Origin of the sequence: Geobacillus genomosp. 3, from assembly GCF_000445995.2 — a bacterium.
In the GTDB taxonomy this organism is placed as follows: Bacteria; Bacillota; Bacilli; order Bacillales; family Anoxybacillaceae; genus Geobacillus.
Map to the genome: position 1 here is coordinate 1,496,194 of NC_022080.4, position 24,743 is coordinate 1,520,936.

At 54.1% G+C, this 24,743-nt stretch carries 34 protein-coding genes; 28 read left to right on the plus strand and 6 right to left on the minus strand.

The features are described from left to right. Window positions 1-34 precede the first annotated feature (34 nt). The 15 genes from M493_RS07450 to M493_RS07510 all read left to right on the plus strand — a co-directional run bounded on the left by M493_RS07450 (window position 35) and on the right by M493_RS07510 (window position 11,085). Window positions 35-934, plus strand: coding sequence for a hypothetical protein (locus tag M493_RS07450; RefSeq protein WP_020959693.1), 900 nt, complete (start codon window positions 35-37; stop codon window positions 932-934). Between the two features lie 209 nt (window positions 935-1,143). Further along, window positions 1,144-2,214 (plus strand): type III polyketide synthase, encoded by a 1,071-nt coding sequence (locus M493_RS07455; protein ID WP_020959694.1) that lies wholly within the window; start codon window positions 1,144-1,146, stop codon window positions 2,212-2,214. Next, entirely contained in the window at window positions 2,208-2,837 is a 630-nt protein-coding gene (locus M493_RS07460) for an isoprenylcysteine carboxyl methyltransferase family protein (protein ID WP_081713492.1), read from the plus strand. Before M493_RS07455 ends, M493_RS07460 begins: the two co-directional genes overlap by 7 nt. Before the next feature lie 162 nt (window positions 2,838-2,999). After that, window positions 3,000-6,755: a dynamin family protein gene (locus M493_RS07465; protein WP_023817598.1), complete on the plus strand. Its 3,756-nt coding sequence runs from the start codon at window positions 3,000-3,002 to the stop codon at window positions 6,753-6,755. Further along, the gene (locus M493_RS07470; RefSeq protein WP_020959697.1) at window positions 6,752-6,940 is read left to right on the plus strand and encodes a hypothetical protein; all 189 of its coding nucleotides are present in this window, start codon (window positions 6,752-6,754) and stop codon (window positions 6,938-6,940) included. The genes M493_RS07465 and M493_RS07470 overlap by 4 nt, the downstream gene beginning before the upstream one ends. Continuing rightward, window positions 6,937-7,209: a YpbS family protein gene (locus M493_RS07475; RefSeq protein ID WP_020959698.1), complete on the plus strand. Its 273-nt coding sequence runs from the start codon at window positions 6,937-6,939 to the stop codon at window positions 7,207-7,209. The genes M493_RS07470 and M493_RS07475 overlap by 4 nt, the downstream gene beginning before the upstream one ends. 122 nt (window positions 7,210-7,331) lie before the next feature. After that, on the plus strand, window positions 7,332-8,180 hold the full coding sequence (locus tag M493_RS07480) for a sulfurtransferase (RefSeq protein WP_020959699.1): 849 nt from the start codon (window positions 7,332-7,334) through the stop codon (window positions 8,178-8,180). Between the two features lie 103 nt (window positions 8,181-8,283). Continuing rightward, window positions 8,284-8,433: a hypothetical protein gene (locus M493_RS18650; protein ID WP_020959700.1), complete on the plus strand. Its 150-nt coding sequence runs from the start codon at window positions 8,284-8,286 to the stop codon at window positions 8,431-8,433. Between the two features lie 137 nt (window positions 8,434-8,570). Beyond that, window positions 8,571-9,098 (plus strand): TlpA family protein disulfide reductase, encoded by a 528-nt coding sequence (locus M493_RS07485; RefSeq protein WP_020959701.1) that lies wholly within the window; start codon window positions 8,571-8,573, stop codon window positions 9,096-9,098. A 126-nt stretch (window positions 9,099-9,224) separates the two neighbouring features. Then, window positions 9,225-9,356, plus strand: coding sequence for an FbpB family small basic protein (locus tag M493_RS17625; protein ID WP_011231055.1), 132 nt, complete (start codon window positions 9,225-9,227; stop codon window positions 9,354-9,356). Between the two features lie 55 nt (window positions 9,357-9,411). Then, complete coding sequence (locus M493_RS07490) at window positions 9,412-9,555, plus strand: acid-soluble spore protein N (RefSeq protein WP_011231056.1); 144 nt, start codon at window positions 9,412-9,414, stop codon at window positions 9,553-9,555. 29 nt (window positions 9,556-9,584) lie between these two features. Beyond that, window positions 9,585-9,812, plus strand: coding sequence for a small acid-soluble spore protein Tlp (tlp, locus tag M493_RS07495; RefSeq protein ID WP_020959702.1), 228 nt, complete (start codon window positions 9,585-9,587; stop codon window positions 9,810-9,812). Between the two features lie 120 nt (window positions 9,813-9,932). After that, window positions 9,933-10,349 (plus strand): acyl-CoA thioesterase, encoded by a 417-nt coding sequence (locus M493_RS07500; protein WP_020959703.1) that lies wholly within the window; start codon window positions 9,933-9,935, stop codon window positions 10,347-10,349. Between the two features lie 14 nt (window positions 10,350-10,363). After that, a complete protein-coding gene (locus tag M493_RS07505; protein WP_020959704.1) occupies window positions 10,364-10,678 on the plus strand; it encodes a hypothetical protein in 315 nt (104 codons plus the stop codon). After that, entirely contained in the window at window positions 10,678-11,085 is a 408-nt protein-coding gene (locus M493_RS07510; protein ID WP_041267899.1) for a hotdog fold thioesterase, read from the plus strand. Before M493_RS07505 ends, M493_RS07510 begins: the two co-directional genes overlap by 1 nt. Window positions 11,086-11,109: 24 nt before the next feature. Here M493_RS07510 and M493_RS07515 read toward each other — a convergent pair whose 3' ends face one another. After that, entirely contained in the window at window positions 11,110-11,400 is a 291-nt protein-coding gene (locus M493_RS07515) for a HesB/YadR/YfhF family protein (protein WP_020959706.1), read from the minus strand. A gap of 338 nt (window positions 11,401-11,738) precedes the next feature. Here M493_RS07515 and M493_RS18655 point away from each other — a divergent pair, with 338 nt between their 5' ends. Beyond that, window positions 11,739-11,885: a hypothetical protein gene (locus tag M493_RS18655; RefSeq protein WP_020959707.1), complete on the plus strand. Its 147-nt coding sequence runs from the start codon at window positions 11,739-11,741 to the stop codon at window positions 11,883-11,885. Between the two features lie 311 nt (window positions 11,886-12,196). Beyond that, window positions 12,197-13,135: a magnesium transporter CorA family protein gene (locus M493_RS07520; protein ID WP_020959709.1), complete on the plus strand. Its 939-nt coding sequence runs from the start codon at window positions 12,197-12,199 to the stop codon at window positions 13,133-13,135. Window positions 13,136-13,180: 45 nt separating this feature from the next. Here the strand turns inward: M493_RS07520 and M493_RS07525 are convergent, their stop codons facing one another. After that, window positions 13,181-13,774, minus strand: a complete 594-nt coding sequence (locus M493_RS07525) for a DUF502 domain-containing protein (RefSeq protein WP_020959710.1) — start codon at window positions 13,772-13,774, stop codon at window positions 13,181-13,183. Window positions 13,775-14,006: 232 nt separating this feature from the next. On the opposite strand from M493_RS07525, the gene M493_RS07530 reads away from it, so the two are divergent. The 4 genes from M493_RS07530 to M493_RS07545 all read left to right on the plus strand — a co-directional run bounded on the left by M493_RS07530 (window position 14,007) and on the right by M493_RS07545 (window position 17,932). Continuing rightward, complete coding sequence (locus M493_RS07530) at window positions 14,007-15,446, plus strand: NAD(P)/FAD-dependent oxidoreductase (protein WP_020959711.1); 1,440 nt, start codon at window positions 14,007-14,009, stop codon at window positions 15,444-15,446. Window positions 15,447-15,634: 188 nt separating this feature from the next. Further along, window positions 15,635-16,633: a biotin synthase BioB gene (gene bioB / locus M493_RS07535; RefSeq protein WP_020959712.1), complete on the plus strand. Its 999-nt coding sequence runs from the start codon at window positions 15,635-15,637 to the stop codon at window positions 16,631-16,633. Between the two features lie 304 nt (window positions 16,634-16,937). Next, window positions 16,938-17,156: a YozE family protein gene (locus tag M493_RS07540; protein ID WP_020959714.1), complete on the plus strand. Its 219-nt coding sequence runs from the start codon at window positions 16,938-16,940 to the stop codon at window positions 17,154-17,156. A gap of 131 nt (window positions 17,157-17,287) precedes the next feature. Beyond that, window positions 17,288-17,932, plus strand: a complete 645-nt coding sequence (locus M493_RS07545; RefSeq protein ID WP_020959715.1) for a hypothetical protein — start codon at window positions 17,288-17,290, stop codon at window positions 17,930-17,932. On the opposite strand, the gene M493_RS18530 is transcribed toward M493_RS07545, so the two are convergent. Then, a complete protein-coding gene (locus tag M493_RS18530) occupies window positions 17,914-18,036 on the minus strand; it encodes a DUF3930 family protein (RefSeq protein ID WP_020959716.1) in 123 nt (40 codons plus the stop codon). The two genes, M493_RS07545 and M493_RS18530, sit on opposite strands and share 19 nt — an antisense overlap. 132 nt (window positions 18,037-18,168) lie before the next feature. Here M493_RS18530 and M493_RS07550 point away from each other — a divergent pair, with 132 nt between their 5' ends. Further along, on the plus strand, window positions 18,169-18,348 hold the full coding sequence (locus M493_RS07550) for a YozD family protein (RefSeq protein WP_008879287.1): 180 nt from the start codon (window positions 18,169-18,171) through the stop codon (window positions 18,346-18,348). A 32-nt stretch (window positions 18,349-18,380) separates the two neighbouring features. Here the strand turns inward: M493_RS07550 and M493_RS07555 are convergent, their stop codons facing one another. Continuing rightward, window positions 18,381-19,502 carry a DUF2515 domain-containing protein gene (locus M493_RS07555; RefSeq protein ID WP_020959717.1) on the minus strand — a complete coding sequence of 374 codons (1,122 nt, stop codon included), beginning with the start codon at window positions 19,500-19,502 and terminating at the stop codon, window positions 18,381-18,383. Window positions 19,503-19,658: 156 nt separating this feature from the next. Between M493_RS07555 and M493_RS07560 the strand changes: the two genes are divergently transcribed. Then, complete coding sequence (locus M493_RS07560) at window positions 19,659-19,976, plus strand: hypothetical protein (RefSeq protein ID WP_020959718.1); 318 nt, start codon at window positions 19,659-19,661, stop codon at window positions 19,974-19,976. Window positions 19,977-20,095: 119 nt separating this feature from the next. Beyond that, the gene (locus M493_RS18660; protein WP_020959719.1) at window positions 20,096-20,260 is read left to right on the plus strand and encodes a hypothetical protein; all 165 of its coding nucleotides are present in this window, start codon (window positions 20,096-20,098) and stop codon (window positions 20,258-20,260) included. 35 nt (window positions 20,261-20,295) lie between these two features. On the opposite strand, the gene M493_RS18665 is transcribed toward M493_RS18660, so the two are convergent. After that, window positions 20,296-20,454: a hypothetical protein gene (locus M493_RS18665; RefSeq protein WP_017437412.1), complete on the minus strand. Its 159-nt coding sequence runs from the start codon at window positions 20,452-20,454 to the stop codon at window positions 20,296-20,298. Between the two features lie 132 nt (window positions 20,455-20,586). Here M493_RS18665 and M493_RS07565 point away from each other — a divergent pair, with 132 nt between their 5' ends. From M493_RS07565 to M493_RS07575, 3 genes are all read left to right on the plus strand, one after another. Beyond that, window positions 20,587-20,991, plus strand: a complete 405-nt coding sequence (locus tag M493_RS07565) for a resistance to Congo red protein (RefSeq protein ID WP_020959720.1) — start codon at window positions 20,587-20,589, stop codon at window positions 20,989-20,991. Window positions 20,992-21,272: 281 nt separating this feature from the next. Beyond that, window positions 21,273-21,983 (plus strand): purine-nucleoside phosphorylase, encoded by a 711-nt coding sequence (deoD, locus tag M493_RS07570; protein ID WP_020959721.1) that lies wholly within the window; start codon window positions 21,273-21,275, stop codon window positions 21,981-21,983. 53 nt (window positions 21,984-22,036) lie between these two features. Next, window positions 22,037-22,846, plus strand: coding sequence for a M15 family metallopeptidase (locus M493_RS07575; RefSeq protein WP_020959722.1), 810 nt, complete (start codon window positions 22,037-22,039; stop codon window positions 22,844-22,846). A gap of 96 nt (window positions 22,847-22,942) precedes the next feature. On the opposite strand, the gene M493_RS07580 is transcribed toward M493_RS07575, so the two are convergent. Next, window positions 22,943-23,641 carry a class I SAM-dependent methyltransferase gene (locus M493_RS07580; protein WP_020959723.1) on the minus strand — a complete coding sequence of 233 codons (699 nt, stop codon included), beginning with the start codon at window positions 23,639-23,641 and terminating at the stop codon, window positions 22,943-22,945. Between the two features lie 174 nt (window positions 23,642-23,815). On the opposite strand from M493_RS07580, the gene M493_RS07585 reads away from it, so the two are divergent. Continuing rightward, window positions 23,816-24,706 carry a cation diffusion facilitator family transporter gene (locus tag M493_RS07585; RefSeq protein WP_041267754.1) on the plus strand — a complete coding sequence of 297 codons (891 nt, stop codon included), beginning with the start codon at window positions 23,816-23,818 and terminating at the stop codon, window positions 24,704-24,706. Window positions 24,707-24,743 lie beyond the last annotated feature (37 nt).

Genomic DNA, 24,743 nt, shown 5'->3' on the forward strand with positions numbered 1-24,743 from the left:
GATGATATAATGGAAAGCAAAAGGGGGTGAAACGATGGATGAATGGGTGGAGCGCCTTTTCGGTGAATTGCGGCAAATGCGGACTCAAATGGCGACCAAAGAGGATGTTGCGCAGTTAAACGGGCGCATCGAGAAGCTGGAACAAGCCATGGAGGCGACGAGAGAAGATGTCGCCCGGACGAACGAGCGCATTGAGAAGCTGGAACAAACCGTGGCGGCGACAAGAGAGGACGTCGCGGCGCTGGATGGCCGAATCGGGCGCATCGAACGGACGATGGCGACGAAGGAAGACGTCGCCCGGACGAACGAGCGCATCGGGCAGCTGGAACAAACCGTGTCGGCGACAAGAGAAGATGTTGCCCGGGCGAACGAGCGCATCGAGAAGCTCGAACAAACCGTGTCGGCGACAAGAGAGGACGTCGCGGCGCTGGATGGCCGAATCGGGCACATCGAACGGACGATGGCGACGAAAGAAGACGTCGGCCGGACGAACGAGCGCATTGAGAAGCTGGAACAAACCGTGTCGGCGACAAGAGAGGACGTCGCGGCGCTGGATGGCCGAATCGGGCGCATCGAACGGACGATGGCGACGAAGGAAGATGTCGCCCGGACGAACGAGCGCATCGGGCAGCTGGAACAAGCCGTGGCGGCGACAAGAGAGGACGTCGCGGCGCTGGACGGCCGAATCGGGCGCATCGAACGGACGATGGCGACAAAGGAAGACGTTGCCGAATTGCCGTTTATTCGCCAAGCTGCCGTGGAAACGTTAGAAACGCTCCGTGAAATTCCGGCAATGAAACAAACCCTCACAGAAACGCAACAAAAAGTCAATGAAGTCATTGCCGGACAAGCCCGGCAAGAGCTCGTGCTTCAATCCCTCGCCTTGCACTTGCTTGAGCATGAAAGTGAAATCCGCGCACTTAAAGCGAAGTAATCAACAAACATCTCGCTGTACATCCTCGCTTATAACCGCTTTCCTGGAAAAAACAGGCCGGCTTTGTCCGCGCCTGTTTTTGCATGTCACAACCAAAGGATCCATCAGCTGTTCTTGAAAAAATCGGTGTATCCATGCGCTTTCCGCTGCATACTGACCGGCCTGTTGCGCACCCTAATAGAAAAAGAGGAACAGACCGAGGTGTTTGTATGCCGGTTCTTTTATCCGTCGGCACAGCGACGATGCCGTATACGGCCGCCCAAGACGAGGTGAAGCAGCATGTTTCCAGCCTGTTTTCCGGGCGAATGGCGCGCGTCGAGCGGCTTTTGCAAGCGTTTGACAACAGCGGCATCCGCACGCGCGCGTTTGTTCAGCCGCTGGCCTGGTACAGCGCACCGCACGGGTTTGGCCAAAAAAATAAGGTGTATATGGATTGTGCTGTCCGCTACAGCGCTGAGGCGGTCAACGACTGTTTGCGCAAGGCTTCGCCCGGCCCTGTTTTGCCTGAAGAGATCGATGCGCTGTTTTGCATTTCCACGACGGGGCTGTCGACGCCGAGCATCGAGGCGCGGCTGATGAACGTGCTGCCGTTTTCTCCGCATGCCATAAGAGTGCCGATTTGGGGGCTCGGTTGCGCGGGCGGGGCGGCCGGGCTCGCCCGGGCTGCCGACTATTGCCGGGCGTTTCCTCATGCCAAGGTGCTAGTGATCGCCGTTGAGTTTTGCAGTTTAACGTTTCAACTCCATGATTTGTCTAAAAGCAATGTGATCGGTACATCGCTTTTTTCCGATGGTGTGGCGTGCGTGCTTGTCGCCGGAGACGAAGCCGCCCCAAAAAAAGGGGCGCCGTTTGTCGTCGCCGCCCGCTCGGTGCTGATGCCCCGCTCGGAAGAGGTGATGGGCTGGGATGTTCGCGATGAAGGGCTGTTTGTCATCTTTTCAAAAGACATTCCGTCGATTGTTCGCTCCTGGCTGCGCCCGCAAGTAGAGGCATTTTTGCACGATAACGGACTCACGCTTGGCGATCTTCAGTATTTCATCGCCCACCCGGGCGGGAGGAAGGTCATTGAAGCGTATGAGGAGGCGTTCGGATTCGGTCCGGATCAGACAAAAGCTGCCAGAGACGTGCTCGCCCGCTACGGCAATATGTCATCGGCCACCGTGTACTTTGTCTTTGATCAGATGACGCGGCAGCCGCTCGCGCCCGGGTACGGCCTGCTTGTTGCCCTTGGCCCGGGCTTTAGCGCGGAGATGGTGCTGCTTCAATGGAGGGAATGGTGATGCGGTTTGCGTTTATGTTTTTGGCCGTCGTCTTGATGCGCCTAGTGGAACTTCGCCTTGCAAAACGGAACGAACGGTATGTAAAAGCGCTCGGAGCACAAGAATTTGGCAGCCGCCATTATCCTTGGATCGTGTTGATGCATGTGTCGTTTCTTGTCTCGCTCGCTCTCGAGGTGTTGCGAAAAGGCGCGCGTCCATCGCGGAGCTGGCCGCTTTTATTCCCGCTTTTTCTAGCGGTGCAAGGGCTGCGGGTGTGGACGATTTTGTCGCTCGGCCGCTTTTGGAATACGAAAATTTTAATTGTGCCCAACCGCCCCGTTGTAAAAAAAGGGCCGTATCGATGGATCCGCCACCCGAATTACGCTGTTGTCGCGTTGGAGATTGCGCTGTTGCCGCTGTTGTTTGACGCGCATATGACCGCCCTTTTGTTTTCGTTCCTAAATGCTCTCATATTGTTCATCCGCATCTCGACAGAAGAGAAGGCGTTGACTGCCCTCACCGATTACCGTGAGGCGTTTCGGCTGCGGTCACGCTTCGTGCCGCCGCTGCGGGGAAAACGGACGCGCATTTTCGGCGATGTGCAAGCAACGCAAAGGCAGCCGGCAGGCGGAAGCCGACTGTGAAACGGTTCTTTGGCGCCAATGGCGCGCCAACCGCAGGCCGGAGAAAAACATCCATCCCGCCGAACGAACCGGCGGGATTTTTTCGTTTTTCTATTGGGAAATGGGACGAAATACAGTAAAATGAATGTAAATGACATTGACGGAAACAAAGGGGTTTTGGTCATGGGGAATATTGCGATTGAGCGGCCGCCGTTGCGGCCGTGGCTGGCGAAAATGATCGGGATGTATGAGCAGCTTCAGGCGGTGGGTGATAAGGAAAATGCCGACAAAGTGAAGCAGCTTATGGAGAAAACGGCAGCCGGCGAGCTTATTGTGGCGTTTTGCGGCCATTTCTCCGCCGGCAAATCGAGTTTGATCAACACGCTGCTCGGTGAGCCGCTGTTGCCGTCGAGCCCGATTCCGACGAGCGCCAATCTTGTGAAAGTGAAAGCCGGTTCGGACTACGTGCGCGTCTTTTATCATGATGATCCGCCGGTTGAATATGAGCCGCCGTACGATCCGGAGTTAATCCGCGCTCAATGCCGCGACGGGGAGACGATTGAATGGATCGAGATCAGCCGCGAAACGACCGCCATCCCGCCGGGAGTCGCCATCTTGGACACGCCGGGCATTGACTCGACTGATGACGCTCACCGGCTGGCGACCGAGTCGGCGCTTCATCTAGCCGACGTCGTCTTTTATGTCATGGATTATAACCATGTACAAGCGGAGTTAAACTTTCAATTTACGAAACAATTAACAGACGAAGGAAAAACAGTATATTTAATCATCAACCAAATCGACAAACATCGTGACGACGAGTTGCCGTTTGCCGCGTTTCGCTCTTCGGCGACCGAGGCGTTCCGGCGCTGGGGGGTCGAGGCAGCCCGCCTGTTTTTTCTCTCATTAAAAGCGCCGGCCCATCCGCATAATGAATGGCATGAGTTATCAGCCTGTTTGCGCCGCTTGTTTGCCGACAAGGACGAATGGCTTGTCCGTGGCGCCGAAACTGGTTTAAAACGGATTGCCGCCCGCCATCTCGAACAACTTTGCGCCCAGCATGCGCCGCTTGAACAAGAGATGCAGGGGCGGGTTCAGGAACTCGGCGGCGTCCATGATCAAGCGGCGGCCGCAGAGGAGCTCGAACGGTTAGAGGCGGAGCTTGCCGGATGGCAAACAGCGCCGGCGCGGGCGGAGGAGACGTTTCGCGCTGAACTTGAGCGCGTGCTGCAAAACGCCTATTTGATGCCGTTTGAAACAAGAGCGCGTGCCGAAGCATACTTGCAGGCGAGGCGGCCTGATTTTAAAGTGGGATGGTGGTTTGCGAAGGCGAAAACCGAAGAGGAGCGCCAGCGGCGGTTGGACGCGTTTTATGAAAGCGTTAAGGCACAAGCGGAGACGCAAATTGAATGGCACGTCCGCCAGTTGCTTCTTAAATTTGGAAACGAGTGGAACGCCGATCGCGCCTGGCTTGGCCAATGCCAACAATGGACGGTGGAATGGGAACAGTCATTGCTTGCCGGCCTTGTCAAGCAAGGCGCGGATACAAGCGGCGCGGCGCTACTACACTATACGGATGAGGTCGCCGCAGCGCTAAAAAAACGTTACCGTGACTCGGCACTCGCCTTGTTTGCCGGGCTCGCGGAACAAGTCGCCAAACAGGCGGCCGCCCAAACGGAGGTATTGAGCGATGCGCTTTCGGAGGCGCGCGAAAAAGAGGAGCTCCTCGGCCGCCTCGCCGGCCTCAAAGCCGAGCGGGAAGAGCGCCGGCGAGCGTTTGAGAAGCTGATCACCGCCCCGGGCGATGCCGCGGCGCTTGACGACAACCGCCTTGCCGTGCTGACGGCGCCGCCTGATTTTCGGAAAGCCCGCCATGTGGAAGCAACGAAACAACAACCCGTAGTTGAACCGGCGGTTGACCGTTTCGCCGCCAAAGAACAAGCGCTCGGTCAGAAAGGGGCGGCTGGCGGCGAGGTGGAGGCCGAAGGAGCGGGAGAATCCCGTGCGCCTTCAGCCGGCGGAAAGCGGCGGAGTGAGCGGGCGGCCGACCGGCTTGATGAAGCGGCGGCTTGCCTTGAACAGGCGGACCTGCTGCGCCGCTTTGCTGCCCCGTTGCGCGACAAGGCGCGCCGGCTTCGTGAGCGGGCGTTTACGGTTGCCTTGTTTGGTGCTTTCAGCGCCGGCAAGTCATCGCTTGCCAATGCGCTGCTTGGCGCACCGCTGTTGCCGTCCTCGCCGAACCCGACGACGGCCGCCATCAGCAAAATCGCGCCGCCCGACAAAGGGCATCCGCACGGTACGGCGGTCGTGAAAGTAAAAAGCGAATCGCAAATTTGGGCCGATATGCAGGCGTCGCTCAGCCAGTTCGGCTATGAGGCGAATACATGGGAGGAAACGCTTCGCCTCTGCGCCCGAATTGCCGAATCTGGGGCCGAACACCCGGCGCAAAAACCGCACATCGCTTTTTTGGCGGCCGCCGCATCCGGCTACGAGCGGATGTGCAGTCGATTTGGGGCAACGCTGTCAGTCGGTTTCGAGGAGCTTGAAGGATATGTGGCTGACGAGACGGTGTCGTGTTTCTTGGATGAGGTCGTGTTGTATGCGGACTGCCCGCTCACCCGTCAAGGGGTGACGCTTGTCGATACGCCGGGGGTCGATTCGCTAAACGCCCGCCATACCGGAGTCGCGTTCCATTATATGAAGCATGCCGACGCGCTGCTGTTTGTGACGTATTACAACCATGCGTTTTCGAAGGCGGACCGCGAGTTTTTGCTTCAGCTCGGGCGCGTCAAAGATGCGTTCGCGCTTGACAAAATGTTTTTCATCATCAACGCGGCCGATTTAGCCCAATCGAAGGAAGAACTTGATGCGGTCGTCACCTACATGAATGGCGAGCTCGCCCGTTTCGGCATTCGCTTTCCGCGCCTTTATGCGCTCTCAAGTCGCATGGCGCTGGCGGAAAAAACGGGGGCGGACCCCGGACCGTGCGGCATCTTGACAGACTCTGGCCTGCCTGCCTTTGAAGCGGATTTCTTCCGTTTCTTGACAGAAGAGCTGGCCGAGGTGGCCGTCGAGAGCGCCTATGCCGAGCTTGAACGCGCGCGGCAGACGGCGGCGGAATACGCGCGCGCCGCCGGACAAAGTGAGGCGGAAAAAGCGGCGAAGCGGCAGGCGCTCGAAGCAGCCAAGGCAAAAATGCGCACTGTGCTCGCCGATGCCGGCGACGTCTACGGCCGGCAAGCGCTCATCCAAGAAATCGACGAACTGCTCTACTACGTGAAACAGCGTGTCTTTTTCCGCTTGAATGATACGTTTAAGGAGGCGTTCAATCCGGCCGTGCTCCGCGATGACCAAGGTCCGGCGCGCCGGGCGCTTGAGCGTTGCCTTGACGAGCTGCTTGCGTCAGTCGGCTTTGACTTGGCGCAAGAGCTGCGGGCGACGAGCTTACGTGTTGAGGCATTTTTGCATAAACGGCTCGCCGGACAGTTCACGAGCCTTTGCGGCGAGCTGCGCCGTTTTGATGAAGCGCTCGTGCTCACGCCGCCGGAGGCGTTCGCTTTTGCGGCGCCGGAGTTCGCCAACGCCCTTAACGATGTCGATCGGGCGCGGTTTGCTAAGGCGCTTTCGCTCTACAAAAACGCGAAATCGTTTTTTGAGCGCGATGAGAAGCGGCGGATGAAAGAAGAAATTGAAGCAGCGCTCGTTGAGCCGGTTGATCGTTATTTGGCCGAGCAAAAAGAGCGGCTTATCTCCGCATATGCCAAGCAATACGAGACTGCCGTCGCCGCGCTTGCGGACGCGCTCGCCGACCAAGTCGACGGCTATATGGACGGTTTAATGGCGGCGCTCGCTGAAACGGCGGACTCCACAGCGCTCAGTCGGATCGAAGCGACGCTTCACAGCCTTCTTTCTAGAGAGGATCGGGAGGCGCGCTCATGAACCGGTTTCACGCTTGTGCGACATGCATCCACTACGGCATTGAAAAACGAGCCAACGGGCTGTACACGTATTGCCGCCGGCTCGGCTATGCGACGAAACCGCACTACCGGTTCAACTGTTGGACACCAAAACTAAACGTCCAACGTTTAATGGAAAAAGAAACAAGAAAGGACGAGAACCATTGAGTGAAGTGCATCAAGCGATTACCGCCCACGTACAAAAACAGCATGCCATCTTGAAAAAGTTTGCCATGCTTGACGCTGAGCGTGAGCGGCATATCGAAGAAGCGGTCGAGCGGTGTCGCTGCGGCGAGCCGTTTACGGTCGATGCGATCAACGAAGTGACGAAACAAATGAATGAGCTGGCCAAAGGCGGACTCGTACCGGCGCGCCGGTACGTGACACCGGAAATGGTGCGCGAATATGTAAGCCGGCTTGAGAAAAAGCGACCGTAGCGGCGGGGCACATATAAGGCGGCCATCAGGCTGCGGCACATAGGAGTGGCGGCTGTCCGGTACGTCTAAATTTCTTGAGGCTGGTTGATTGACAGGCAAAATCAACAAGGGGGGAGAAGAACATGGCGTCTCTCGTTTCGCACGAGTGGCTGCTTGCGCATTTGTCCGACGAAACCATCCGCATTCTTGATTGCCGGTTTTGGCTTGGCGACCCGGCTAAAGGCGCATCCGTTTACCGGGACGATCATATTCCCGGCGCGATGTATGTGGATTTGGAACGCGATTTGTCCGGAACGGTGGGGGAACACGGCGGCCGCCACCCGCTGCCATCGACCGCCCAAGCGGCAGAAGTGTTCAGCCGCGCCGGCATTGACGAAACGGTGACGGTCGTGGCCTACGATGATCAAGATGGGGCCATGGCGGCGCGCTGTTGGTGGCTGCTTCGCTATTTCGGCCATGCGCGCGCGTACGTGTTGGATGGCAATTACAGTGAGTGGAGGAGAAAAGGGCATCCGGTGACAAGCGACGTTCCTTCTGTAGCGCCCCGGCCGTTTCAACCGCGGCCCGACCGGTCATGGTTGGCGACGATTGACGATGTGCGTGCCGCTGTCCGCGACCGTTCGGCCGTGCTCATTGATTCACGTGAGTGGAAGCGGTATGCCGGTTTGGAAGAGCCGATCGACCGCCGGCCCGGCCGCATCCCGGGGGCGTTGCACCGGTTTTGGAAAGACGGGGTGACCGATGGTGGCTACTGGAAAAGCGCAGCCGAGCAGGCCGACCGGTTTGCCGGCCTTGACCGCGAAACTCCCATTATCGTCTATTGCGGCTCTGGTGTCACTGCCTGTCCGAACGTGCTCGCATTAAAAGAAGCTGGCTACCGCAATGTCCGGTTGTATGTGGGCAGTTTCAGCGACTGGATTTCCTATCGGGAGCACCCGGTTGAAACGGACGAACCGTCCTCTTTTGCATAAATGTTTTCCGGCAAGCGTACGGCTTGGAACGCCGTCCTATGCATAGTTTTTCGTCGGCGGGCGATACTATTTTTGAACCGACGAAACAAGAGGAGGAGAGCGCATGGGCCGGACAAAGCTCGGCAATGCCAATGCCCAACGGAATAACAATGCGAAGAAGAAAAACGGTTTGAACGAATGGACGAGCGAATTCGCTTCCTACGCTGAAGTGGAAGCGGAAAAAATGAAAAATGACCATAAAAACATCCGTTAACGACGAGGGCGCGCCCCTCGTTTTTTGTTGCCGGCATTCGCGTTGGCAAAGACAAACGTATGTGCTATAATCATGGACAGAACGGCAAAGGGCGCTTGGGCGTGAAGCGGGGCGTCGGCCGGCAGGGAGGGAAAAGGGTGCGAAAATGGTTGGTCATCCTGTTGTTTTTGGCCGTTGCTGGATACGGCCTTTGGAGTGCGATGGCTGCAGGGGACGAAGAGGAAGCAGGCAAAATGGAAACCGGCCCGGACGTCGGCCAGGTGGCCCCTGATTTGACGCTGCCGACACTTGGCGGCGAGCCGGTCAAGCTGTCTGATTTGCGCGGTCAGGCGGTCGTCCTCAACTTTTGGACGTCATGGTGTCCGCCGTGCAAAAAGGAAATGCCGGAGCTTGAGGCGTTTTACAAGCAGCATGGCTGTGAAGTCGTGTTGCTCGCCGTCCATTTGACCACACAAGATACGCTCGATGCGGCGGAGCGGTTTGTGAAAGGCCAAAAGCTGACCTTGCCCGTCGCCTTGGATGTGCGCGGCGAGGCGCTTCATCGATACCGCATTCAGACGATTCCGACGACATATATCATTGACCCGAACGGCGTCATCCGGCAAAAAATCATCGGTCCGGTGACCGCGGCCCGACTTGAGAAGGAAACAGCGCTTTTTCGCTAACCACGATGTGGTTTTAGCGGAAGGCGCTTTTTTTCTTGATTCGTTATTTTTCGAAAAGTTGTCATAATTTTTATCTTTTTTGGGCATGAATAGGATTACAATAAATAATGAGGGGAGGTTGAAGCGATGAGACGATCCCGCAAAATGACTCTCCAAGAATTGATCAGCGAGAATAAGCGGCAATTGCTGAATGACCGGGAAGCGCTCGAAAAGATCGAGAAAAAGCTGGAAGAGCGGATGCTCAAGAAAGCAGAATAACCCATGCATAGCGGTTGTCCGGGGGGACAGACTAGATGGCGAGGAGGCGAAGATGATGAGCAATCCGAAAGGAAGCCGCAAACATTTTGTGCCGAACCATATCGGAACACAGCCTCGCGCCGCTGGGGGGAACAAAGGCAAACAAATGCAAGACCAGTCCGGCCAGCACGCCCAAGTCATCCAAACGAAGGGTGAATAAACCGAAACTTGCGTGAAGGAGGAAGCGTCATGCCACGTCCGAAACCGGATGACCGCAGCGACAACGTCGAAAAGCTGCAAGACATGGTGCAAAATACGATTGAAAACATCGAAAAAGCCGAAGAAACGATGCAGTTCGCTTCCCCGGAAGAGCGGGAGCAAATTCGCGAGAAAAATCGCCGCCGCGAAGAAGCGATTGCCGCAATGCGTGCGGAAATTAAAGACGAAGCGGCTGCGCGTGAAAACGGCTACCAATAAACAAGACAAAGCTGCCTGGGCCGAGGCGGCTTTGTTTTTTTTTGCTTGCCGCTTGAGCCGTCGGACGGACCAATGGTAACATAAAAGGGAGGACCGGCAAAAAATGGAGGGAGAACGAACGTGAAAGTAGCGGAAAAACAAATCGAAGTACGCTATGCGGAAACGGATCAGATGGGCGTCGTTTACCATGCGAACTACTTAGTTTGGATGGAAGTCGGGCGCACGGAGTTAATTAAACAGCTTGGCTTCCATTATGCCGAGATGGAGAAAGAGGGCGTCATGTCGCCGGTCATCGACTTGCAAGTGTCGTACAAAAAACCGCTCCATTACGGGGAGACAGCGACCGTCCGCACATGGATCGACGCTTATGACGGCATCCGCGTCACGTATGGCTACGAAATTCTTGCCCCGGACGGCGAGGTGGCGGTGATCGGCAAGTCGCAGCACGTTTGCGTCAAGCGCGATACGTTTCGGCCGATCGTCATTCGCAAATATTTTCCTGATTGGCATGAAGCGTATGAGCGGGCGAAACGGTAAAGGAGAGCGAGAGAATGGCATTTGGCATCCGCCGTCATGAACTTGCGGCGTGGAAGGAGAAGGTGAAGCGCGGCGAAATCGCCTTTTTGACCCATTATTGGTATGACGAACGGTTTCCGCACTGCACGACGGTGACAAAAGTCGGCTGCGCCGATATCGATAAGCTGGCCGCCTGGGGGAGGCAATACGGGCTGAAAGAAGAGTGGATGGACCGGCGCAATGAGTTTCCGCATTTTGATTTGCTCGGCGAGACGCAGGTGCGCATTTTGCGGCAAGAGGGGCGGCTTGATGAGCTGGAGCGGTTCGTGAAACGGAGGAAGATGAAATGATGATCGACTTGACGGCAGTGAAAGAAATGGCGAAACATACGTTGATCGACACGCTTGGCATCGAAATCGTCGAGCTTGGCGAAGGCCGCATCGTGGCGACGATGCCGGTGGATCATCGCACGCATCAGCCGGCCGGGCTGCTGCACGGCGGCGCGTCGGTCGCGTTGGCTGAGACGGTGGCGAGCATTGGCTCGTATGTGCTTGTTGATTCGAAGACGGAACGGGTCGTCGGCCTCGAAATTAACGCCAACCACGTCCGCGCCGTCCGCAGTGGAACGGTGACAGCGACGGGAACGGTGTTGCACCGCGGGCGGACGACGATGGTTTGGGATGTGCGCATCGCCGATGAACAAGGGAAGCTCATCTGCGTCTCCCGCTGCACGATCGCCATCATTCGAAAAAGCTAGCGCTAAGGCTAGCTTTTTCGTTGCTTACTGGAGCAAAAACACCGGTTCGTCGCCTTTTTCGTCCAAATCGACCGTCAAATCGTGGCCGTCAAAATACCATTGGTCGCCATCCTCGACAAAAAAGGTCACGCCATCAACCGTCGTCTGCGCCGCCGGTTCATCCGCCGGCTCATCTTTCACCATGCCGAGCGAAAACCCTTTTTGCACGGTGCTGCATCCCCCATAGCGGGCGAAAAAGCGGATCGCATCGCCCGGCTTCAGCCCGAGCTCCCGCTTGTACCAATCAAACGCCTTTTTCGTGACTATAATGTTCATGGCTTCCCCTCCTCATTTGTTTATTATAAGCGAATAGACGACAGCCGGTAAAATGATTGTGTGAACATTGGCTGACAATTTTAGGATGAAACGCTTCCACAAAGTGGCGGCCCTTTACTTGGATGAATTCGAGTAAAATCTCACATTTCGCACCCTGAATAAAAATTCGAAATAAGCCAGGTTTGACCGAATAAAAATTAATTATTTTACAATTTTTTGTATAAAAAATTATTTTTATGCGCATATTCGGGTTGTTTTTTGTATATTATGCAAAGGTTGCGAAATATGAGTAAAATGGCGGCTGGCGGCAAACAGTAAAAGCAAAGGGGGTGAGGGCGGTGGACAAAAAGCGGACGTTTCCGCTCAGCTACGAATCCGATGGCGTGATGGGAAAAACGAGCAAACCACAACCGCACCGTTCGGACCGCCGGCAAACGGGCAAACAGACGCCTGACTTCTTCAACACGACACCATCAAGTGAATAACGGGCCAATGGCGGGCAATGTTTGAACATGGCGCCGGTTTCTTGAATAAAGTAGCCAGTAGGCTGCTTTTTTTTTCATGGCAACTACTATACAAACAGGCTGGTCCGCGTTATCATTACTTGAGGAACATTTTTTGAAAGGAGTGACGTTTTCGTATATGAGTAGTTCGAGCCAGAACGAACCGGAACCGGAATATAGCGGGGAGCGCGGTCTGTTCCTTTTCTTGTCCGCTGCTCATCATACGGAAACGGGCTCCGGACGGAAAGGAAAAGGCGCCGCCTTCCTCGCGTGAAAAGGAGGAAGGATGCCGAATGATGAAAATGTATTTGTCCGATGCGAGCGGCAAAATGCGCGAAATTGACCGCATCGAAAACGGCTGCTGGATCAATCTCGTCGCCCCGACCGAGGATGAAATTCGCTACATCGCCCACCATTTGGACATTCCGATCGATTCGATCAAAGACGCGTTGGACGATGAAGAACGGTCGCGCGTCGAAAAAGAGGACAATCATGTGTTGATTATTGTTGATATCCCGATCGTCGCCTATGACGAAGTCGACGGTCCGATTTATGAAACGATTCCGATCGGCATGATCATTACGAACACATGCTTTATCACCGTTTGTTTGCAGGAAAATCCAATTTTTGAGGAATTTTCAAAGAACAGGATCAAAAACTTTTATACGTTCATGAAAACGCGCTTTGCGCTGCAAATGCTGTATATGATTTCGACGTACTATTTGCGCTATTTGAAGCAAATCAATCGACGGACGAGCGAAATTGAAAAAGAGCTGCACCAGTCGATGAAAAACAAGGAACTGTTTTCGCTTCTTAGCATGGAAAAAAGCTTAGTCTATTTTATGACCTCGCTCAAGGCGAACAATATCGTCATGGAACGGCTTATGCGCCTCAACTATTTGCGCATGTACGAAGATGACCAAGACTTGCTGCAGGACGTCATTATCGAAAACAAGCAGGCGATTGAAATGGCGGAAGTATACAGCAGCATTTTAAGCGGCATGATGGATGCGTTCGCTTCGGTCATCTCGAACAATTTAAACATTGTGATGAAATTTTTAACCGCCATTACGATCGTTATTGCCCTTCCGACGATGGTGGCGAGCTTCTACGGCATGAACGTGCCGATTCCGTTCCAAGACTCCCCGTATGCCTTTGTCGTCGCCATGGTGCTCGCTGGTTCACTATCAGTGACGACGGCATACGTCTTTTGGAAAAAACGATACTTTTGACGGTTGGATGTATTTCAGCCGGCAATATGAGGCGGCTGCCCGTTGTCATTCGGGCAGCCGCTTTTGCTTGCGGGCTGCGACGCCGCCGGAGAGGATAAATTTCATCGCCTCTTCCGGCGAGACGTCAATGACTTCGACTTGCTCTTTCGGGACGAGAAGGGTTAGCCCGGCGACTTGAAATGTCTGCGGAATATAGACGGCTACATAATCGGCCAACGGGTCGTGCCAGGCGCCGACATCATCCATCGTAATGAAGCCGAGGCATTTCCAGCCGCTTTCTGGCAGCGTGACGAGCACGACTTTGGAAAATGACCGTTTTTCCCCGACGAAGGAAGCGATTGTATCTTTGGCGACCGAATAAATGGTTTTCATGAAGGGAATGCTTTCAAGCAACCGGTCAATGAGCCGGATTAGGCGGCCGCTCACATATTGCGTCGACAGCCAGCCGCAGACGGTGATGAGCGCAACGGTTGCGAGCAAGCCAAGGCCAGGGATGTAGCGGCCGTCCAAATACGGGCGGACATATTGGCCGAGCAGTCCGTCCAAAACGGCGAACACTTTGTAGCCCACATAGACTGCTACGAAAATCGGTACGATCGTCAGCATGCCGTTCAAAAAATTTTTCACCAAAAAGCGCATCCGTTTGTTCCCTTTCCTTCATCCTCTTTGGCGCGGAGCCCCACTTCGACCAAAAAGAGCACGCGGGGAATCGCTCCTTTCCTACCATACCAGTTTTTTTTCTTGTCGACAATGCGTTTAGAAATCGAACATTTTTGGTATTTTATAATGTAAAAGTTCGTGTTTTCTCTTGACGAACTGCCCGATACTCCGTATACTGGCCAATGGAAGATGAAAAGTGGGGGATGGCACCATGAACAACCATTACGATGTCATCGTCGTCGGCGCCGGGCCGGCCGGCATTTTCACCTGTTACGAACTGACGCTAAAGCTGCCCGGAGCGAACGTGCTTTTGATCGATAAAGGGCATGATATATATCGACGCAACTGTCCGATTTTGCAGAAAAAAATTGAGAAATGCCCGCCGCCGGCCGGGAAAAAAGACTACGCCGGCTGTGTGCCCGCTTGTTCGATCACGAACGGTTTCGGCGGAGCGGGGGCGTACTCGGACGGAAAATTCAACATCACGAGCGAATTCGGCGGCTGGATGACCGACTATTTGCCGGCTTCGACCGTGCTTGAACTCATCCGCTATGTCGACGACATCAACTTAAAACACGGGGCGACGACGTCGATCACCGACCCGATGACGGATAAAGTGAAAGAAATCGAACGGCGCGCGTATGCCGCCGGTTTGAAGTTGCTGCGCGCCTACGTCCGCCATTTAGGCACAGAGCAAAATTTAGAGATTTTAAAAAGCATTTTTGAATATTTACGCGAGCGGATTGCGATGCGCTTTCAGACGGAAGTGGACGATATTTTAACGGAGCGGACAGAAAGCGGGCATGTTGCCAAAGGCGTGGTGCTGAAAAACGGCGAAACGTTGACGGCGGAAAAAGTCGTCATCGCTCCGGGGCGCGACGGCTCGGTCTGGCTGAGCAAAGTATTGCGCAAGCGCCGTTTGCGGATGATCAACAACCAAGTGGACGTCGGGGTGCGCGTCGAGACATCGAACATCGTCATGCAGGAAATCAACGAGCATTTGTATGAGGGGAAATTTATTTTCAACACGTCGGTCGGGACGCAAGTGCGGACGTTTTGCAGCAATCCGTCCGGCCATGTCGTCGTCGAAAACCATTCCGGCATTATGCTCGCCAACGGCCACGCGTACAAAGACCCGGCGCTTGGAAGCAACAACACGAACTTCGCCCTTCTTGTCTCGCATAAATTTTCCGATCCGTTTGACAAGCCGAACGAGTACGCCCATGAAATTTCCCGGCTGGCCAACGCTTTGTCAAACGGCGGCATCATCGTGCAAAAATACGGCGACATTTTGAAAGGGCGGCGGTCGACGGAAAAGCGGATTAAAGAGGGGTTTATTGAACCGACGTTAAAAGAGGCGGTTCCGGGCGATTTAGGCCTCGTTTTGCCGTACAACACGATGAAAAGCTTGATTGAGATGACGGAAGCGCTCAACCACGTCACCCCGGGGCTGGCGTCGGAACATACGCTCTTTTATGGCGTTGAGGCGAAGTTTTATTCGGCGCGCCCGAAGCTAAACGACCGGTTTGAAACAGAAATCGCCGGTCTGTATGTCGGCGGCGACGGCGCCGGCATTACGCGCGGCTTGGCGCAGGCGAGCGCCTGCGGGGTTTGGATTGCCCGCGATATCGTTGAAAAATTGGCGCGTTAGGCAAAGGAAACAAAGCAGGCTGTCCAAAAAACGGCGGCCTGTTTTTTGCGTGCTGAGGGCAGTTGTGCACAACGCCGGGACTGTTGCAGCTGCTGTGCACGATAGTAAACCAAAAATAAAAATAGGTTGACAATCATCTTCTTTGTCCGCTACGATAAATGTAATGATGTGGAAAGGGGAGAGGGACGTTGGCAAATTGGCTGCAATTGGCTGAACAAGTGCTCGCAGGTGGAGAGCTGACCGATGAGGAGGCATTGGCGATGCTCGACTGTCCGGACGATGAGCTGCTCCTTCTGTTGCAAGGGGCGTACCGAATTCGCTCAACGTATTATGGCAATAAGGTAAAATTGAACATGATCATTAACGCCAAATCCGGCCTTTGTCCGGAAAACTGCGGCTACTGTTCGCAGTCCGCCGTGTCGACGGCGCCGGTAAAAACGTATAAAATGATCGACAAAGAGACGTTGCTGCGCGGGGCGGAAGAAGCGCACCGTTTGCGCATCGGAACGTATTGCATCGTCGCGAGCGGCCGCGGGCCGAGCGATAAGGAGATCGACACTGTTGCGTCCGCGGTCAAGGAAATTAAAGAGCGGTTTGGGCTGAAAGTGTGCGCTTGCCTCGGGATTTTAAAGCCGGAGCAGGCGGTGCGGCTGAAAGAAGCGGGCGTCGACCGCTACAACCATAATATTAACACGTCGAAACAGCACCACCCAAACATCACGACGTCCCATACATATGACGACCGGGTGCGGACGATTGAAACAGCAAAAGAATCCGGTCTTTCGCCATGTTCCGGCGTCATTATCGGCATGAAAGAAACGAAGCAAGATATTGTCGATATGGCGCGCAGCCTGCGGGCGCTTGATGCCGATTCGATTCCGGTCAACTTTTTGCATGCGATCGATGGGACGCCGTTGGCCGGAACGAACGAGTTAAACCCACGCTATTGTTTGAAAGTGTTGGCGCTGTTCCGCTATATGAACCCGATGAAAGAAATTCGCATCGCCGGTGGGCGCGAAGTGAACTTACGTTCGCTCCAACCGCTCGGATTGTATGCCGCTAACTCGATTTTTATCGGCGACTATTTGACGACGGCTGGGCAGGAAAAATCAGCCGATTACAAGATGCTCGAAGACCTTGGGTTTGAAATCGAATTTGCTCCGGCATCGCAGGCCGGAGTCGTATAATGGTTGATGCCGCCGGATGGCGGCTTTTTTCATACGCAGCGGGAGGCATGCTGGAAGGGCGCCTTGTGTGCGATAGTTTTATTGGCGAGGGCGGCCTGATCAGTAAAGATGGTTAAGATATTCGTGCTTCTTTGCTGCCATGATGGAAGAGACGGTTGAATGTGAATTCATGAAAGTCCCCTGTCTTTGGCATGAAAAGCAAGGTTAGCGCGTACGATGGCAATACAAGCGATGAAAAAGGCTTCACAAACAGAAAAAAGCCCCTTATAATAGCAACAAAAAGAAAGGAAGAGGATGGGGAAACATGGAAAGATCGTTTTATCGCTACTTATTGCGCTTCCGTTACGGGCGTGAAGAAGATCCAGTCGTCCGGTTTGCGAACGGGGCGTATGACGACCATAGTTTTCCGAAAGGATCGGCGGACTATGAAGAATTAAGCGGCTATTTGGAGTTAAACGGCGACTATTTGGAAAGCATGGTCATTTTTGATGAACTGTGGGAGCAGTTTTTGCACGAAGTGTAATTAAGAAAGCGCTCCTGTTTAGAATGTTGAGAGCGCTTTCAAACCGCTTTTTCCGCGCTGGCAAAGGTGTCCACCCTTTCATGCATGCATATACTATACTAACCATTTGTTCAAAAGGGTGGGAGATGCCGATGAGTGCGCCGAAACGCCCGAAATTTTCCGTCGGCGATATCGTCGTCAATACGTTGTATGGAACGGTCGGGACTGTCACCGATATTCAACAAATTGACGGCACATTTTTATACGAAATTAACCATGGCCATAGTTTGTTTACCGAGCAGGCGCTCGTTTTATTGTCTGAGTTTACCGGCGATTTATGGATTGCCGAAGAAATTGAAATCGAGCTGCCGTTTTTTCTCGGCGAAATTGTCCGCGTCCGCGACTATGGAGGCCATTTGTTCAAAGTCGTTGGGGTGCGGACGGAAATTTACCGCTATTACGGAGAAGGATGGGAAGAGACGATTTATGAATTGAAGCGGCTGACGGACGGCTGGGAAATTGAAGTTCATCTTGAGGACATTATTCCGCTTGCCGACGGGGAAGAAACGTCCGTCACGCTCGTGCAGGACATTGTCATCGCTACGCCGATGAACACATCGGTCTTGCTGTTGCCGGACGATGGCGGAAACAGCGGGCCATCGGTCGACGAGCTGCTTGATATGTACAACGACTATAAAGCGTTATATGAATGGTTCGGCGATGACCAATATAAACGGATGATGGAAATGGTCGTTCAACGGTTGCAAATGATCGTCAATCACCATAATAGAAACTGACAAAGAATAAAGAGAAAATATGGAATGCCGGCGAAGATGACGAGCATAGTGAGCCCGTTGACGACTGTTTCCATCATTTTATCCAATGCAGTCAGCTTGTCCATTTCGTTCCGCCTCCGTATTTTTGTTTTGTTAGTACATATATGTATGGGGAAGGCTGAAAAAGTAGTACAACATGATTTTTGACATAAAGCGGAAGGCGGCGACATACAACATTACAAAGGGGGCGAGATGCGGTGAAGGAAATTGAAGTGATTATTGATACGGAGGAAATCGCCGAGTTTTTTTACCAAGAACTCATTCGCCGCGGCTTTGTGCCGACGCAAGAGGAGCTTGAAGAGCTCGCCGATATTACGTTTGACTATTTGTTGGAAAAATGCATTATTGATGAAGAAATCGATGTCGACGACGAGTAACCCTCGTCGTTTTTATGATTTCCAAGGCGGGGTTAGACGCCCGCCGGTTTGGCCGCCGCGATGGCGGCCGCTTTCATCATGGCCAAATGGCGCTTGTAACGGCCTGTCATCTCGCCCGAGGCTGGAAGCGGAAGCGTCTCGAGTGCCTGCATCATGGCATTATCGGTGAACCAGTCGCGCCGGTCGTCAAAAGAGTGCACAAGATCCGGCCAGGCAGCCTCAAGGCGGGGGCTATATAGGCGGCGTTTATCGTATGTTGCAGTGAACGATTGCGGCCAAAAGTCGGCGCGCGAGCCGCTATGGGGAACGCGGCGGGCAAAGCGGTAGGCGCGACGAAATAGGTGCGCATCAAACAGCAGCAAACTATACAGCGTTTTGCCGATATGGATGCGATGATGGACATCAGCAAAATCGCGCACGGTCGTTCCGGCTAAAGCGATGCGGCGGCCGCGGGCCAGCGGGATGAGCACGTCATTGAACCCGAGCCATTGCTCGGCGATAAACGGCCAGCTCGACAGCACATGGGTGCGGAAAAACGGGTGCTCGATGACGCGAAGCTGGATGTATTGCTGTTCGTTAATAATTAAGGCGACGGTAAGCAGCGCCGCGTCGCCCGTTTCCCAAAAATGTTCCCAAAGCGGTTTCATGAACGAGGAAACGGAGAAAGACGGCAGCAAATGAAACAGCGGCGTCCCCCGTCGTTTGCTTTCTTCATACAGCAAAAGCTGCGGATAGGCGTCATGAAAAATTAATGCATTGGCTCGTTCCAAAAACAAAAAGAGCGGCGCGACTGTCTTTTCCGGCAGCAAAAATGGAAGCAGACTGCCGCGCAAATCGGTCATGTTCCAACCGCCATTGCGCGAAACAAGATGGGCCAAAAACGCCCAGTGCATTTCCGGATGGCGTTCGAAAAATGCGAAATAGGCCGCCGTGCGTGTGACGTTGTTGCGGTTATGTTCCGCTGTTTTCCGCCGAATGTCCGTCACGATGACCGCCTCCTCGGCACGGAGCCGCCTCGGTGCCGAGGGGGAAAGGCGGGCGGCCATCCGGCGAAGCCGGTCAGCATCGGCGAGACGAACCGGGTGGCGGTATAAAAAGGAGCGATACGCGCATTGCAGCGAGCGGCGCAACAAGGCGAGCGGACGAGTTGGCATCCCGTTTTCCTCCTTCGTATAGATCACAAATTTTGTCAAAAAACCACGTTCGTTTCGACAAAAGGTGTGCCGTTTTGCCGAAGGAATCGACAAACACAATCGCTAATAGTATAGGGTACAGACGGACGATTTATCGGGGGAAGGGAGAGGAAAACAATGGTTCGTTTATGGGGGAAAAAGATGTGGATGGCCAAACGTGTTTATGAAGCGGTCATTTTTCAAACGCCGCGCTTTGGGGAAACGAAAGGCTATCGGCAAGTATGCCGGATCACGGTGACGGCGGCTGATCACCGCGAGGCGTTGTCGACCTTGTACCGGATGTTTAACGTGGCCGATTTGATGCCGAAAAACTGCCAGGCCCGGTTTATGGGAACAGGAGATATTGTGCTCATCGATGAAGGACGGAAAGGACAGACGTATTACCGCCTTTGCCCGGATGGGTGGAAACCGGTGGAGCGTCAGCGTGTTTGTTGACGGAATATTCAAAAACGTAATCGCCTGCCAATGACTTCTGATGATATAATAAAAGAAAAAATGTCGAATAAAGCCTAGCGGTTTAGGGAACGGATAAGAAAGGAAAGGAGGCGGATTCGGTGGAACATCGCACCCAGCACGGCGACACGCCGACGGTGGCGCCGGGAATTGACGATGAGGAGGAGCTGAACGAAAAGGCAACGAAAGAGGAAATCGAACGCGGGGACTATACGAGAGTCGTCACGCTTGCTTGGAACGAAGTCGAGCCGTCGGAACCGCGATAGAAACCCTTGTTCAGCACAAGGGTTTCTGCGGTTTGTTACGATTCGGGGTTGTCATGATGGCCCGGGCCGTTTTTCCGGCCGCCGGCAGCGGAATATTCTTTGGCGTGTGCTGCGTCTTCAGCGATCAACGCCTCTTTTGGAATATGGTTATTCTTTTTCTGCCCGTTAATGCGGTTACGGTGTTTTTTGCCCATTGTGTTTCCTCCTTGAACCGTTGTCATCGTTAGTGTATGCGGCAAGGAGGAAGTTCATCGGCGGAAAATGTTTGCAGGCTGTGCCGGACGGGCGAAGTGGGAAACGAACGGAACTGGGAAGGGGACGAAACGATGGCTGCACTTGCGTTGTCACTGCTCTTATGTGTTGTCTTGATCGCCGTGTCGCTTTGGGTTAAAGGGCAGGTCGAGCGGTTTTTGTTCCGCTGGAGAAGCATCCCCCTTCTTCACGCCGCTAATATCGTTGTCATCGCTGTCATCGTCGCCGCTATGTACTATCGGCTTGGCGGCATCGACGTTTACTTGCGCGACTTGGCCGACATCAGCGGATTTTGGTACGTGTTTGCCGGCGCAATGCAGCTTATTTTGCCGCTGTATTTGTTTGCTTGCTGGCTGCTCGCCAGGCGGCGCAGGCGCGAGAAGAAATATACGCGCAGCAAAGATAAAAAAGTGCTTTATATCAATGAAAAGTATTTAGCGCGCCGCCACCGCGACGATTACCGTTCCAAAACGTCATAAAAGGGAGAGCTGCTCTCCCTTAAAATTTTGTTTTCTCTTTTTTGGATGTCGACGGTTGGTTGTTGGCTTTTGACGACGGATTTGTTTTATTGGCATATTCCACTGCCTGCTCCAGTTTCTTTTTCACGTTCTTTCCTCCTTTCCGCCAAGTGGACACGAATAGTATGCCCGCCCGCCGCCCCGGCTACTCGGGATGAGACTGCCATTTTCCGCAAACATATGATATGATAAACAAGGGTCTGGCTTGACAACGATCGTTCGAAATAGAAGGAGGAATCAGATTGAGCGTACATATCGGAGCAAAGCCTGGGGAGATTGCCGAACGCATTTTGCTGCCGGGTGATCCGCTGCGCGCCAAATATATTGCTGAGACGTTTTTAGAAGGAGCATCATGCTACAACGAAGTGCGCGGCATGCTCGGTTTTACCGGAACGTATAAAGGACACCGCATCTCCGTACAAGGAACCGGGATGGGCGTGCCGTCGATTTCAATTTATGTTAATGAATTGATTCAAAGCTATGGGGTGAAGACGCTCATCCGCGTTGGAACGTGTGGGGCGATCCAGCCGGATGTGCGCGTGCGCGATGTGATTTTGGCGATAGGCGCATCAACGGATTCCAACATGAACCGGCTCACTTTCCGCGGCCGCGATTATGCGCCGACGGCTGATTTCCACTTGCTGCGGACGGCATACGACGTTGGTGTGGAAAAAGGGCTGGCGCTCAAAGTCGGCAATGTTTTTACTGCGGATATGTTTTATAACGATGAGCCGAACTGGGGAACGTGGGCGCGTTACGGCGTGTTGGCTGTCGAGATGGAAACAGCAGCGCTCTATACGCTGGCGGCGAAATTCGGCTGCCGGGCGCTGTCTGTGCTGACTGTGAGCGATCATATTGTCACCGGGGAAGAGACGACGGCCGAAGAGCGGCAAACGACATTTAACGAGATGATTGAAGTGGCGCTCGAAGCGGCGATTCGCAGCGGCGTCTAACGGTTGTGCCGAGGAGCCTACGACGTTTCAAGAAACGGAAAAGGGGAAGACGAATGAAACAGCGATGGCAAGCGGCAATGTTGGTGTGCCTGTTGCTCGCCGGCTGTCAAGCAGGGGAAGGCGGCAACGGCGGCACGGCCGGACAGCCGCCGGAAAGTGCGGTGCAGCCCGGCAGCCATGAACCGGACGAAACGGACCGCCGCCCGGTTGACCCGGACTTGCAGTTGGAGGCGAAATATTGGAACGTCATCAAGGTGCAAAACGGGCAAAAAGTGATCATGAACCCGGACAACATTTTGGTGCTCGTCAATAAAGAACAGTCGCTTCCGCCCGGTTACAAGCCGGCCGATTTAGTCGTGCCGCGCGTGTTGTTTTCGTTTGAGGACCCGAAGGCAGAGAAGCGGCACATGCGGGCCGAGGCGGCCGCGGCGCTTGAAGAAATGTTTGCCGCCGCCCGCCGCGACGGCATTGAGCTTGTGGCCGTCTCCGCCTATCGGTCGTACGAGCGGCAACGCGTGATTTTTGCTGAAGAAGTGCGGCAAAAAGGGGAAGAAAAAGCCGTCCAAGTCGTCGCCTATCCGGGCCAAAGCGAACACCAAACCGGGCTTGCGGTCGATATCAGCAGCCGCTCAGCCGGCTATCAGTTGACGGAAGCATTCGGGGCGACAAAAGAAGGGCAATGGGTCGCCGCCCATGCGCATGAATACGGGTTTATCATCCGCTACCCGAAAGGAAAGGAAGCGGTGACCGGCTATCAATATGAGCCATGGCATCTTCGGTATGTCGGGCAGAAGGCCGCCGCAGTGATGAAGGAGCGCGGTTTGACGCTCGAAGAATATTTCCAGACAGTAAAAAAAGTATAAACAGAACGGAACCAAAAAGTTTCACGCCTCCTTTCATGCCATGAAACTTGAAAGGAGGCGTTGTGTATTTGCCGCAGCTGTGACGGACGTTTGCGGTTATGTTTCGCACCAAAACACGCAATAGCCGAGCCGGTCGCCGAATTGCGCCGTCAGCTGCTGATGTGTCTTCCACATCTGTTCCATCTCTGGCGTCGCCGGAAAGGCGATGATGACCGGCGCCCCTTGGCTTGACGCATCCGCTGCGGTTGCGTAGGAAAAATGACGGCAGCGGAACCCGCTTTGTTCAAGCGTCCTTTTCCATTCGGAAGTCGTCATCAGCTGACGAAAGCCATAAAAAGCGGTGATTCGCTGCTGCTCGGCAACGCTCAACCGTTCATGGCATGCTTCAATGCCGATGAACGTGCCGCCTTTTTTGAGCACCCGGCGAATTTCAGTGAGCGCTTTTGGCAGTGAAACGAAAGCGAGCACCGATTCGGAAAGTGCAAGGTCGAATGTTTTATCAGGAAACGGCAGCGCTTCGACCGAAGCGCGGTGCAAGCGAACCGGAACGGCCGTGGCGGCAAAACGTTGTTTCGCCTTGGCGATCATCGTTGGATGGAGGTCGATCGCCGTCACCTTCGCCCCGTATTGTTCGGCAATATACGCTGCTGTCTGTCCCGTTCCGCAGCCGACATCAAGCACGGAAGAGGAACGGTCAATATAAAGTTTACGTAATATATATTTTGTTAACTCAAAGCCGCCTGGATGAGCGCCGTCGATCCCCATTTCTGCCAACCAGTCCAAATACGAAATCATGTGGTTCTCTCCTTTTTGCTTTAATTGGTTTATCATACGCAAATGAGCCCGATTTTGTCTTCAGGCAAAAAAGTTTGCTTGTCTCTATACTCGTGCGGAGAGGCAATTTTCTTGCTATAGACCCAACCGGCATCAAGCTGGTACACTGATACGTGCAAGAACGAGATTGCTAGGCTGGTGAAGAACGTGGAATGGAAACAACGGGCTGAGGCTGGTGTGCTTTTAAGCGTTGCTGTCTATCTTCTGTTGGCAGCCGGCAAACTTCTCGCCGGATCGGCGGCTGGATCGGACGGAGTGAAGGCGGATGGCTGGAACAATTTGAGCGATGTGATCGCTTCGGCCGCTGTCTATATCGGCATGAAAATCGCCAAAAAACCGCGCGACCGCAATCATCCGTACGGACATTCGCGGGCGGAGAACATCTCGTCGCTTTTGGCCGCTTTTTTGATGATGTCGATTGGTGTCGATGTTGTTGTCAGCGGCGCCGGTGCGCTTCTTCATGGCGGAAAAAAGGCGGCTCCCGACTGGCTGGCGGCGGTGGTCGCCCTCACCTCGGCTGCGGTCATGCTTCTAATTTATATGGCCAATACCCGGTTGGCGCAGCGAACGAACAGCGCGGCGCTCGCCGCTGTTGCGAAAGACAATTTATCAGATGCCCTTGTCAGCGTTGGGGCGGCGGTCGGGATTGTCGGGGCGCAGCTTGAGTGGCTATGGCTTGATCCGCTGGCGGCGCTTATTATCGGCACGATTATTTGCAAAACGGCGTGGGAAGTATTTATGGAAACGGCGCATACGTTGACCGACGGTTTTGATGAAAAGCAGCTCGCTGCTTATCGGGAAGAAATCGCGGCGGTGAGCGGTGTGCGCGATGTTGTGGACATTAAGGCGCGCACGTTAGGCAACGATATTGTGCTGGAAGTGACGATCCGTGTCGATTCGCGCTTAACGGTGGTGAAAAGTCACGAAATCGCTGACGAAGTCGAACGACTGATGAAACAACGGCATAACATCCGGGCGACACACATCCATGTCGAACCGGAAGTGCATATGGACCGACGGGGCTAGAACAGCCTTCTTAGCGGTGTTTCGCGGCATGTGTCCG